General features: G+C 65.5%; 10 protein-coding genes. 6 read left to right on the top strand and 4 right to left on the bottom strand.

What is annotated here, in order from left to right; genetic code table 11:
- Positions 1 to 114 precede the first annotated feature (114 nt).
- Positions 115 to 945 carry a hypothetical protein gene (locus P3T20_RS10565; RefSeq protein ID WP_429286852.1) on the top strand — a complete coding sequence of 277 codons (831 nt, stop codon included), beginning with the start codon at positions 115 to 117 and terminating at the stop codon, positions 943 to 945.
- A gap of 177 nt (positions 946 to 1,122) precedes the next feature.
- Here P3T20_RS10565 and P3T20_RS10560 read toward each other — a convergent pair whose 3' ends face one another.
- Positions 1,123 to 1,968 (bottom strand): aldo/keto reductase, encoded by an 846-nt coding sequence (locus P3T20_RS10560; protein ID WP_429286851.1) that lies wholly within the window; start codon positions 1,966 to 1,968, stop codon positions 1,123 to 1,125.
- 239 nt (positions 1,969 to 2,207) lie between these two features.
- Here P3T20_RS10560 and P3T20_RS10555 point away from each other — a divergent pair, with 239 nt between their 5' ends.
- Positions 2,208 to 2,954 (top strand): GntR family transcriptional regulator, encoded by a 747-nt coding sequence (locus P3T20_RS10555; protein WP_074263530.1) that lies wholly within the window; start codon positions 2,208 to 2,210, stop codon positions 2,952 to 2,954.
- A gap of 27 nt (positions 2,955 to 2,981) precedes the next feature.
- Here the strand turns inward: P3T20_RS10555 and P3T20_RS10550 are convergent, their stop codons facing one another.
- Positions 2,982 to 4,376 (bottom strand): CoA transferase, encoded by a 1,395-nt coding sequence (locus tag P3T20_RS10550; RefSeq protein ID WP_429286850.1) that lies wholly within the window; start codon positions 4,374 to 4,376, stop codon positions 2,982 to 2,984.
- A gap of 136 nt (positions 4,377 to 4,512) precedes the next feature.
- Between P3T20_RS10550 and P3T20_RS10545 the strand changes: the two genes are divergently transcribed.
- Positions 4,513 to 5,736, top strand: a complete 1,224-nt coding sequence (locus tag P3T20_RS10545; RefSeq protein ID WP_074263528.1) for a citrate/2-methylcitrate synthase — start codon at positions 4,513 to 4,515, stop codon at positions 5,734 to 5,736.
- Between the two features lie 104 nt (positions 5,737 to 5,840).
- Here P3T20_RS10545 and P3T20_RS10540 read toward each other — a convergent pair whose 3' ends face one another.
- Positions 5,841 to 6,161, bottom strand: a complete 321-nt coding sequence (locus P3T20_RS10540; protein ID WP_429286849.1) for a DUF2917 domain-containing protein — start codon at positions 6,159 to 6,161, stop codon at positions 5,841 to 5,843.
- 173 nt (positions 6,162 to 6,334) lie between these two features.
- Between P3T20_RS10540 and P3T20_RS10535 the strand changes: the two genes are divergently transcribed.
- The 3 genes from P3T20_RS10535 to P3T20_RS10525 all read left to right on the top strand — a co-directional run bounded on the left by P3T20_RS10535 (position 6,335) and on the right by P3T20_RS10525 (position 10,861).
- On the top strand, positions 6,335 to 7,747 hold the full coding sequence (locus P3T20_RS10535) for a PLP-dependent aminotransferase family protein (RefSeq protein WP_429286848.1): 1,413 nt from the start codon (positions 6,335 to 6,337) through the stop codon (positions 7,745 to 7,747).
- A 123-nt stretch (positions 7,748 to 7,870) separates the two neighbouring features.
- Complete coding sequence (gene mdtD, locus P3T20_RS10530) at positions 7,871 to 9,331, top strand: multidrug transporter subunit MdtD (protein ID WP_429286847.1); 1,461 nt, start codon at positions 7,871 to 7,873, stop codon at positions 9,329 to 9,331.
- A gap of 255 nt (positions 9,332 to 9,586) precedes the next feature.
- A complete protein-coding gene (locus P3T20_RS10525; RefSeq protein WP_074265940.1) occupies positions 9,587 to 10,861 on the top strand; it encodes an EAL domain-containing protein in 1,275 nt (424 codons plus the stop codon).
- Here P3T20_RS10525 and P3T20_RS10520 read toward each other — a convergent pair.
- The gene (locus P3T20_RS10520) at positions 10,817 to 11,875 is read right to left on the bottom strand and encodes a sigma-70 family RNA polymerase sigma factor (protein ID WP_429286846.1); all 1,059 of its coding nucleotides are present in this window, start codon (positions 11,873 to 11,875) and stop codon (positions 10,817 to 10,819) included. The genes P3T20_RS10525 and P3T20_RS10520 overlap by 45 nt on opposite strands.
- Between the last annotated feature and the right edge of the window lie 99 nt (positions 11,876 to 11,974).

Raw genomic sequence — 11,974 nt, 5'->3', positions numbered from 1 at the left:
CGCAGAGCGACTCGGGGAGGCGATCAGGCTCGCAGATCGACAGGCCGCTCGCATACCACACACGCTTGAGAGACGGCGGCGACGAGGAGCTGGCGTCTCCTCGGGAGAGAAGTGATGAAGACCAGAAAATTAAATCAGTACTGCTACGGGATAGCCGGCGGTATGGCGATGTTCGCCGCAGGCGCGGGGTTACTTTCAATTCAGGTCGCTTACGCCGGCTCCAGTGACGACGTTGCGAGGCTGACGGTTGCGGCCGCTGCTCCGTTGCCCGCGAGCGGCGCGGCCACTACGACGCAGCTTGCGCAGAACGATCCGTCTGGAACCGGAGAAGCGGCTTATAACGCCACCGCGGCTGAGGACGTCGCTACGGTCTTCGGCGGTCTGGAATGCCGTGGCACCAACGCGGGTCACTGTGCGGCGCATGGTCGAAGCGGAGCGGCCGGTTCCAGCGGCAACGCCGGTGCGGGTAGCGGCGCAGGGGCCGCGGCCGGCGCAGGGCCGAGTGGAAATGGGGCGAGCGCCGGCAAGGGTGGTGGAAGCGGAAGCAGCGGCGGTGGTAGTAGCGGTAGTGGCCCGGGCGGCGGTGGCGGTAGTGGTCCCGGTGGTGGCGGCGGTAGTGGTCCGGGCGGCGGCGGCGGCGGTAGTGGTCCGGGTGGTGGTGGCGGGAGTGGTCCCGGTGGCGGCGGCGGCAGTGGTCCCGGTGGCGGCGGCGGCAGTGGTCCCGGCGGCGGTGGCAGTGGCCCCGGTGGTGGCGGGAGCGGCCCCGGCGGCGGTTTCGGCGGAGGCTTTGGCGGCGGTTGCGGTTGCGGCAGCGGTCCCAGCGGTGGGTTTGGCGGCTTCGGTGGTGGCTTCGGCGGAGGCCTTGGCGGAGGTTTCGGCAATGGCGGCCACGGAGGCAAGGGTGGAAGCAGCAGTGGCGGAAGTAGCGGCGGGAAAGGACATTAGATCCAGGGAACGGCACCCCCGAGCCGTTCCTACCCCGCGGGCCGTGCTCCGTCGCGGCAGCCCTTCCCGGCGAGCGTAGGCGGTGGCGTCTCGATCCCCCGGTCGAGCGTCACCGCCACAGCCGGGATCGAGTCATCAACGATTTCGTCAGCGGCGTTGCGAGAATCCCAATCACCCTCAGAGCATTTCAAGCGGCCGTTTGTTACGCGGCGGTTTGAAGTACGCGTCGATGGCCGCGCATTCGTCGGCGTCGAGTCGCAGTTCCAGCGCGCGCTGATTGTCGCGCACATGTTCAACGCGTCCTGCCTTCGGGATCGCGAACACGCCAGGTTGTTGCAGCACCCACGCAAGCGCCACCTGAAACACCGAGACACCACGCGCGTCGGCAATGTTGTCGAGCGCCGAGCGTTTCGGCAGGCGCGCATGATCCACCGGACTGTATGCCATCGCCGGCATGTCGTGGCCAGCAAGCCATGGGAGCAGGTCATATTCCGGGCCGCGTCGCGCGACGTTATAGAGAATCTGATTGGTCGCGCAGGCGTCACCGCCGGGTACCGTCATTAGTTCTTCCATATCGTCGGTGTCGAAATTGCTGACGCCCCAATGGCGAATCTTGCCGGCCTGCTGCAGGGCTTCGAAACCCGCCACCGTCTCGTCCAACGGCACCGAACCGCGCCAATGCAGCAGATACAGATCGAGGTGATCGGTTTTCAACCGCTTCAGGCTCTTCTCGCAGGCCGTCTGCACGCCGCGCCGGCTGGCGTTGTGCGGATAAACCTTGCTAACGAGGAACACGCGTTCGCGCAATCCGCCGAGCGCCTCGCCGAGCAGGCTTTCCGTCGCGCCGTCGCCGTACATCTCGGCGGTATCGATGAGCGTCATGCCGAGTTCGATGCCGGCGCGGATCGCCGCGATCTCCGCGGCACGCCGTGCGGGCTGCTCGCCCATCTCCCAGGTGCCCTGCCCCAGCTTCGGTATGTGCTCGCCGTCGGGCAAGCTCACAGTGGCGATATCGATCGTCATACGTTCTCCTTCGATTGCGGGCGACCGGCGGCGGACGACCGGCTGCGGGCTGCCGTATCAAGGACGGCCGGCTTCACACGACCGCGGACAGCGCGTTAAGGTCGCTCATTTTGGACGGCCCCGGTTCGCACAAGTTTATCCGCTTGCAGACCGTCAAATCGACCCCCCAGGCAAAAGCCCGCTATAACACAGCGCGCCAATGTCATAGAATTGCCGCTTGCCCTTCTTGCGTCTGCCACATGAACTCTGCCTCGGAAGACCGCTGGCGCGATCTGCGCCCGGACCCGGAAAACGATACGCCACTTTATCTGCAACTCGCTCGCAAGCTCGGCAACGCGATTCATGAAAACCGCTGGAACGCAGGCGAGGCGCTGCCGTCCGAGCGGGTGCTGTCCGACGCGCTCGGCGTCTCGCGGATCACCGCGCGCAAGGCAATCGCGCTGCTGGTAGAACAGGGTTTGATCCGCCGCACCCAGGGCGCGGGCAGCTTTATCACGCCGCGCTATGAAGATCCGCTCTCGCGTCTGTCGAGCTTCAGCGAGATGCTGCGGCGGCGCGGCTTTAGTCCGAGTTCAGAATGGATCTCGCGCGAGATCCTGCCCGCCAATCGCGACGAAGTCATTCAACTGGGTTTATCGCCAGCGGCGGCGGTGACGCGCCTGCGGCGCCTGCGCCTCGCGGACGGTATCGTGATGGCGGTTGAAAACTCGACGTTCCCGGCCGCGGTGATACCCGATCCGCAAGCCATCGGCGACTCGCTGTACAGCTATCTCGAGCAACGCGGTCTCGGGATCGTGCGCGCGCTGCAGCATTTTCGCGCCGTCAACGCCAGCGATGAGATTGCGCAGCAGATGAGCATTGCGCCGAATGAGGCGCTGCTGCTGATCACGCGCGTCGGCTACACCGCGGATCAACGCGCGATCGAACTGACCGACACCTATTGCCGCAACGACTACTACGATTTCGTCGCCGAGTTGCGCAAGTAGCCGCGCACGCGAGTAAATGCCGTACCGTCAGGCCAGCCAGGATGCTTCGTCGGTGCCGATCGGCACCGGCGGGCGGCCATAAAACGGTGGCGTCTCCGATAAACGCTCGGCAGGCAACGTGCCACGCACGCGGCCGAACGGAGAATCCACAGTCTCCATGCAGTCCTGCAGATCTTCGGCGCCAACCTCAGGCGCGCGCCAGCCGTCTTCGATCTGTCCCATCGATTGCAGCCAGCGCCCAGTCTGCGCGAGCGACACGCGCACATGCCAGCTGCCGCCCTCCGTAGCCCGGCGCGCGAGCGCAACCATCGCACCGAACGCGGCCAGATAGCCGGTGGCGTGATCGAGCGCCTGACACGGCAGATGCTTCGGTTCATCAACGCCCGCCGCGCGGCTCTCGGTCCACGCAATGCCGCTCGCGGATTGCACGAGACTGTCGAAGCCGCGTCGCTGCGCCCACGGCCCGGTGTGACCGTACGCGGAAATCGACACGTACACGATCCCGGGCCGCGCCTGCGCCAGCGCTTCGGGCGTAAAACCCAGCGCGGCGACTGCTCCTGGCCGGTAAGCCTGCTGGAACACATCGGCGTCGCGCGCAAGGGCGCGCAACTGGTCGCGCCCGGCCTCGTTGCGCAGATCGACAATGGCCGAGCGCTTGCCGCGTCCATTGTCGATCACGAGCGGCGCGATATTCGGCAAGTGCGGACCGTTGACCAGCAGCACCTGCGCGCCGTGCTGCGCAAGTGCGCGTCCCGCCACCGGACCTGCAATGATCCGCGACAGGTCGAGCACGCGTGCGCCCGCCAGAGGCCGGTCGGCGCCACCGCGGCCAGCCGGCTCCGGCGGCGCATCGCCGATGCGCGTGATCTCGAACAGCGGCAGATTGGCGATCGCCCGAGCCTGCTCGAGTGCAGCCCATTCGCGCGGCGAACGGATCAGCGCGGCACACAAACCCGCGTCGGCGAGCGTCTGATCCAGCGCTGCGCCATCCCAGCCGCGAATCGCCTCCGCTACCGCTGCGCGAGTATTCGCACAACCCAGCACCTTCAGGATGCCCGCCAGATGATGCGGGAAGTTGGTGTGCAACTGAATCCAACGCCCGTCGCGCGTCGCGTAGAAACCCATCACCGGATCGCGCAAGGCAGGCGGCGGACCATCGTCGATACGCAGATACCGCTCGCTGCGAAACGCGGCCAGCGCGCGCCGCATATCGACTTCGACACGCTGCCGGCAACCGGTGCGCAGACGGAAACATTCGGCCGCGGCGAGACCCATCGCCGCGATCGTGGCCGTTGCGAGCGTGCCGACCCGGTACACGGACGGCAGACCTGGGTCCTCGCCGGTCAGCGTGACGGCGTCAAGCGCCGCGGCGTCGCAACCGGCCGCGGTCCAGAGATGATCGAGTGCGAGGTGAGGTGTCATAAGCAGGGCCCCGAGCGGCGCGATGAAGTTGAAGGAGGAACTGAGCCGAGTCTAAAATTCCACCCTCTCACAATCAATCTTGATTAAGATAATCAATATATATTGATTTCTCCGGTTTCTTCACGTTCTTATACCCATGGCCAACACACTCACCGCCACCGAAGCGGCCGCGCTGCTCGGCGTCAGCGTGCCGACGCTCTATGCGTATGTGAGCCGCGGCATGCTGCATTCGTCGCCGGATGCGCACGGCAAGCACCGGTTATACGACGCGGCTGAAGTCCGGCGGCTCGCACGCCGCAAGGCAGACGGCAAGCGTGCCGGCAAGGTCGCGCAGAAGGTGCTCGACTGGGGTGTGCCGGTGCTCGAGTCGTCAATCACGTTGATCGCGGACGGTCGCCTGCTCTATCGCGGCCATGATGCGGTCGAGCTAGCGCGCACGGCATCGCTCGAAGAAGTCGCGGCGCTGTTGTGGGAGTGCAGTCCGCGGCGTCTTGCCGAAGCGCCGCCGGCGCCACTCGGCGCGGCGCAATGGGCCGCGTGGCTCAAATTGTGGGGTGACAGTACGCCGCTCGACCGCGCGCTGGTGCTGCTGCCTGCTGCCGCCGCGCAGATGCCACGGGTCTGGGCACAGGGCCGCGACGCGCAGCTCGATACCGCTTGCACCGTAATGCGTCTGCTGGCGGCGGCGATGATCTCGGCGGCACCGTCGAATGAACCCATGCACCGGCAGCTCGCCGCCGCCTGGGGCATCCGTAACCGTCAGCAAATGGGTGTGCTGCGCGCCGCGCTGATCGCGTGCGCTGATCATGAGCTGAACGCGTCGACGTTCACGGTGCGCTGCATCACCTCGACGGGCACCCACCTGTTCGGCGCGGTGGCGGGCGGTCTTGCGGCGTTGTCGGGACCGCGTCACGGCGGCGAGACCGTGCGCGTGGCCGCACTATTTGACGAGGCGGCCCGCGCACCGCATCTTGACCGCTTCCTGGCCACCCGCCTCGCTCGCGATGAGCACGGTGGCTACGGCGCCATCCTGTCCGGCTTCGGACACACGTTGTATCCGCACGGCGATCCGCGTGCGCGCGTCTTGCTCGAGTTATTGACGGAGTGCGCGCCGGCTCGCTCGCCGATTGCCGAGGTCCATGCGCTCGCGCGCGCGGTGCGCGAGACGAGCGGCGCCGAGCCGACGCTTGACTACGCGCTCGCATCGATTGAACGGGTATTGGGTTTGCCTGCGGGCGCCGCGTTTACGCTGTTCGCGGTTGGCCGGGTGGTGGGGTGGATTGCACACGCGATGGAACAGACTGCGGATGGCCGCCTGATCCGGCCGCGAGCGCGATACATCGGGGATTACGAAGCGTGAGCGGTGCGCCTGCCGGATGTCGAGGCGGACGCAAGAACTGGCAGGCAAGGCGCTAGCAGGACACTGCCCGCGAGCGCCTCTGCGTTCAAACGCCCCCGCATCCTTCAGATGGTCTGCAACCAGCGCGGCACCCAACTCCAGAGGGACATCCGTGCCGTCTCCACAGCAGGCCGCACCCGCGCACCGGCCGAACCGCTCGCAAAAGCCAGCGCCAGCCGCGCGCCTTGCTGCCCCGCGCTCACCCACACGCGTGCGCCACGATTGAGCTCAAAGGTCTCGCCTGACGCAAGCCAGTAATCGCGCAGATCACCTTCCACGGTCAACCAAACCTGCCCCGCCATCACCTGCAGCGTAAGCGGCCGCGCTACACGCCAGGCGGTTGCCGGCTCACCGTGATCGAGTTCGAAAGTACGGATTTCACGCATCGCATTGCTCCTTGAACGGCTTCTCTGGTTGACACATTATTGCCGTGCAATGATGTAAACCCCATGCACAGTTCCGAACAGTTTCCGCGGAACTGTGCAGTGAAAAAACCTGACAGTTGCCCGAGTGTCATCTATCAGGCGCCGCCTTGCCGGCTTCCTATGCACGAGAGATCATGAAACTCGACATCGAACTCGACCGCGAAAACGGTGTGCCGTTGACCGACCAGATCGTCACCGGCGTCACGACATGGATCCGCTCGCGCTCCGCCCATCCGGGCGCCAAACTGCCGTCGATCCGTCAGTTCTCGACCGATCACGAGGTGAGCCGCTTCCCTGTCATCGAGGCGTACGACCGGCTGGTCTCCCTCGGCTACCTCGATTCGCGCCCGGGCTCAGGCTTCTATGTCGCCGAACGCCAGCGCAATGCGAGCGGCGCCCAAGGCAGCTCGGACCCGCGCCGCGCGGAAGACGAAGCGGTGCACATCCTGCAGCAGTTCAACCACCCGGGCGAGTCGCTCAAGCTGGGCAGCGGCTTTATCCCCGAGGCATGGCGCGATATGGACGGCTTGGGCCAGGCGATTCGTCACGTCTCGCGAGCGGATCCCACGAGCCTCGTCGACTATGCGACCCAACTCGGCAACGCGACGTTGCGCGAACATCTGCAAAGCCGCCTCGGGCAACTCGGCATCGAAGCGGACGCCTCACAGATCCTCATCACCAACGGCGCGAGCCAGGCGCTCGACCTGCTGATGCGCTACATGCTCAAAGCCGGCGACATGATGTTTGTCGAGGACCCGGGCTACTACAACCTGTACGGTCTTTTGAAGCTGCATGGAGTGAAGCTGGTTGGCATTCCGCGCACCCGCAGCGGTCCCGATCTCGACGTCCTGCAGGCGCAACTGCGCATCCATCGGCCGAAGCTGTTCTTCGTCAACAGCCTGTTTCACAACCCCACCGGCACGACGATCGCTCCACCCGTTGCGTTCAGGCTGCTGCAACTCGCCCGCGAGCACGACTTCCGCATCATCGAAGACGACATCTACGCCGACTTCCAGACCGATGTCACCGACCGTCTCGCCACGCTCGACCAGCTCGAACACGTGATCTATGTGGGCGGGCTGTCGAAGACGCTGTCGTCGTCGCTGCGGATTGGCTACGTTGTCGCCGACAACGCGACCATCAAGGATCTCGCCGACATCAAGATGCTCACCAGTATCGGCGGTTCGCGCTTTGCCGAAGCAGTGGCCGTCGCCATGCTCGAGCGTGGCGCCTATCGCAAGTATCTGGACCGGCTGCGCCGCCGCATGCGCGACGCGCTCGGCGCCGCGGTGCAGGCACTCGAGGCGAGCGGCTGGGAGGTATTCGAGACGCCGCTCGGCGGCAAGTTCGTATGGGCGCGCGTACCGCATATCGTCGACTCCATGCGCCTCGTCGAATGCGGCGCGCCACTGGGCGTCACCGTCGCGCCAGGGAGCTACTTCCGGCCGAACGCCGAGGTTAGCCCATGGATTCGCATCAACGCCGCATACGCGAGCGATCCGCGCGCACAGGCTTTTTTCGACGCGGCGGCCCGGCTCGAACCGTGAGCCGGGGTGCAGGGCGGAGGGCAAAGCGCCCTCCAAAGCTGCAAACCCTGCTGCACGGCCGCGCAGATTTCCCTAAAATAGGCACTCCTCAGCCCGTCCGGTGCGCGCGAGCAGCCGCCCTCCATGTCGAATCCGCCGAACGCCGCCACCACACCCGCCCCCACCGCCCCCCAGCCAACCGCGCGCTCACTCACCGTGATGCTGTGGCTCGTCGCCACCGGTTTCTTCATGCAGACCCTCGACTCGACCATCGTCAACACGGCGCTGCCAGCCATGGCGACGAGTCTCGGCGAGCTGCCGCTGCGGATGCAATCGGTGGTGATCGCCTATTCGCTGACGATGGCCGTGATGATCCCGGTGTCCGGCTGGCTCGCGGACAAACTCGGCACACGCAAGGTGTTTTTCATCGCGATTCTGGTGTTCACCATCGGCTCGCTGCTGTGCGCGAATGCGCAGACGCTCGATCAACTGGTGCTGTACCGCGTGATCCAGGGAGTGGGTGGCGCCATGTTGCTGCCAGTCGGACGCCTCGCCGTACTCCGCACGTTTCCCGCCGAACGCTATCTGGCCGCGTTGTCGTTTGTCGCGATTCCTGGGTTGATCGGGCCACTGATCGGCCCGACGCTCGGCGGCTGGCTCGTCAAGATCGCCTCGTGGCACTGGATCTTCCTCATCAATGTGCCAGTGGGCGTGATCGGCTGCATCGTGACCTTCATCTTCATGCAGGACAGCCGTAACCCCGATACCGCGAAATTCGACATCAAGGGCTATCTGTTCCTGGTGGTCGGCATGGTGGCGATCTCGTTCGCGCTCGACGGCCGTACCGAACTCGGTATCCAGCAGGCCACCGTGCTCGTGCTGCTGGTGCTGAGCCTTGCCTGCTTCGTCGCTTACGGGCTGCATGCCGTGCGCGATCCACATCCGCTGTTCTCGCTCGATCTGTTCAAGATCCACACGTTCAGCGTCGGCCTGCTCGGCAATCTGTTTGCGCGGATCGGCGGCGGCGCGATGCCGTATCTGATTCCGCTGCTGCTGCAGGTGAGCCTCGGCTACAGCGCCTTCGAAGCCGGTCTGATGATGCTGCCGGTCGCCGCAGCCGGCATGATGTCCAAACGTCTCGTCACGACGCTGATCATGAAATACGGCTATCGGCGCGTGCTCGTCACCAATACCGTGCTGGTAGGCCTCGCCATGGCCAGCTTCGGGCTGACCACCCTCGCCCAGCCGCTGTGGCTGCGGCTCGTGCAACTTGCGTTCTTCGGTGGTGTGAACTCCATGCAGTTCACGGCGATGAACACCCTCACGCTCAAAGATCTTGGCACCGGCGGCGCGAGCAGCGGCAACAGTCTGTTTTCGCTGGTACAGATGCTGTCGATGAGTCTCGGCGTCACCGTCGCGGGCGCCTTGCTCGCAACGTTCACCGGACTGATCCACAAGGTGACCGCGGCGAATTCGCTGCCCGCCTTCCATGCGACGTTCCTGTGCGTCGGCATTATGACCGCTTGTTCGTCGTGGATCTTCGCGCAACTGGCGGCCGACATCCGTCGCACAGCGAAGAAAACCGACCCGTCCGAACGGACCTGAAAACGCCCAACGCCAGATGGCCCACGTGGCCGCCTGGTAACGGCCTGCACGGCCCTGCGCTCGACCCGCGACGGGGCGCGCGGCGCACCATGTCTGTGCGCTGCATAGCCGCAACGCACCTCCCGGCGCACAATGAGTCCTCGACAACGCTGGAAGGGTAATTCCTCCGCGAGCATGGTTCTTGCTCGCCTATCCTGTAAACTGGCCGCTTAGGCGTGCCAACTGCGCCGCCATCCTTCACACGACTGACACATGATGAGCATGATCGAACTCGATCCTCCCGGCTTCCAGCCTCCGCGCCCCATGGCGGGCGATGAGGGCTCCCGGCGCACCGTCCTGTACGGCGGCTACACGGTGTTCAGCGTGTTCCAGCCGGTATTTTCCGTATCGCACCGTCGCGCCATCGGTTATCACGCCTCGCTGCGCGCTCACGACGAACATGCCAAGCAGGTGCCGTCGCACGAAGTGTTCACCCAGGCCGCGCGGCGCGGCGATCTGCTCGAACTCGGACGGCTCGCCGAATCACTGCATCTGGGCAACTTCAATGCGTTCGAGAGCCATGACGAATGGCTCTTCCTGAGCCTGCATCCCGCCGCGCTGATGGATACCAGCTACGGCGACGCGCTGCTGGCCGGCCTCAAGGCCCTCGGCCTGCCGCCGCAACGCGTGGTGCTGGAGGTGTCGGAGCAGGCTGGCGGGGAGACTACGCGTTTCGCCGAGATCGTGGATGCGCTGCGCAAGTCCGGCTTTCTGATCGCGCTGGACGGCTTCGGCGCCAAACACTCGAATATCGACCGCGTCTGGAACCTGCGGCCCGATATCGTCACGCTCGACCGCTGCATCCTCGCGCAGGCGAGCGAGCATTCGCATATCGAACGCGTGTTGCCGGGGCTTGTGTCGCTGCTGCACGAGTCGGGACAACTGGTGCTGATGGGCGGCTTGTCCACCGAGCGCGACGCGCTGATTGCACTCGAATGCAACGTGGATTTCGTGCAAGGCGCCTTTTTCGCGGGGCCGAGCGTCGAGCCAGTGCAGCCGCAGGCAGCGGCTGGTTTGATGGATGCGTTGTCGGCCGCGCTGCGCGAACGGGTCGGGGCACGCGAACGCGCCCAGGCGGCACGGCTTGCGCCGTATGCGAAAGCGCTCGAAACCGCGAGCGCGCTGCTGGTGGCGGGTGAATCAGTGGCTCAGGCCACGGCGCCGCTGCTGGCGCTCGGTGAAACCGCGCGCTGTTTCGTGCTGGACGGCTCGGGACGGCAGATCGGCGACAACGTGTTGCCGCCGGGACGCGCGTCACAACGGGCCAAGCGTTTCCGTCCGTTGCTGCATTCGGAAGGCGCGAGCTGGGAGCGTCGGCCGTATTTCATTGGCGCGATGCGCACGCCGGGTCAGGTGCATCTCACGCCACCGTATCTGTCGATCAACGAAGCGCACCTGTGCGTGACCGCTTCGATTGCCGCGCAGACACCGCGCGGTATGCAGGTGCTATGCGTCGATATCAACTGGGAAGTCGCCGCACACCGTAACTGACGCGCGCTGCGGTGCAAGCCATGCGCGCTCGCGGACTTCGTTGAGTATCTGCCATACGGCCGGTAAGCCGAAATTGCGACGCGCGGTCTGAAGATGCGCGGCACGCGTGACGATGCGCAGTTTCACGATCCGGCCGCCACTGCTCGAGACATCGAGTAGCGCGGTGATCTCGCCATCTAGCATGAGCGCTACTCCCGGGGCGCCGTCGATCGACAGGCACTCGGCGTGTACCGTCGTTGCGGCATATCCTCTGCGCAGTTGTTGCAGCGCCCGCACCTCTCCGATCTCTTGCATTGCGCTCATCACGGTCGCCGCTCCGGCTAGCGACGTCACCGTGTTCACCCAATCCGTTGCAGCGACCACGGGCTCGTCCACGCGAACCGGCGCATCGCTGACAATCTCCGGCGCGTCACTAAACAGTTGCAGCAAGCCCGCTCGATCCTGCGCCTCCAGCGCTGTCCGCAGGCGCTCGACGAGCCGTGCATGCTGTACCGGGTCCGGGCGCCTTACGGGCGCACCGTCGCGCTGCAAACGGGCTTTCGCCCGATGCACGATCTGCCGGCAAGCCGCCGGCGTACGCTCGAGGATCCTCGCAATCTCCGCGTAGTCGCAGTCGAACGCCTCGTGCAGTACGAAGGCGGCCCGCTCATCCGGTTTAAGCCGTTCAAGCAGCAGCATCAGTCCGTACGACATCTCCGCCGAACGCAACGCCAGTTCCTCCGCGGAAGGCGCCAGTTCGTCAAGCCACGGTTCGGGCAGCCAACCTTGGGCCTGCACACTGCGCTCCAGTCGCAGATGGCGCAGCCGGTCAATCGCGAGACGCGCAGTAAGCGTGGTCAGCCATGCCGCCGGCGTGCGCACTTCGCGCGTATCGGCGAGATGCCACTTCAGCCAGACGTCCTGCACCACGTCTTCCGCCTCGGCGCGGCTACCCAGCATGCGGTACGCCAGCGCAACGAGTCGCGCGCGGGCGGCCTCGAAGGCGGATGACTTGTCGACGGTGGGTTCGGTCATGCGTGCTGCTCCCATAAACGTGAACTGCTTTTTTGCGCGTAGCTACGGCGTGGACAACACCGCGCAGGCTCGGACACACCAGCACTGCGGCAAGCGCAC

Source organism: Paraburkholderia sp. GAS206C (genome assembly GCF_050435645.1).
Classification (GTDB): Bacteria; Pseudomonadota; Gammaproteobacteria; order Burkholderiales; family Burkholderiaceae; genus Paraburkholderia; species Paraburkholderia phenazinium_B.
This window is presented reverse-complemented; position numbering and strand designations above follow the sequence as displayed.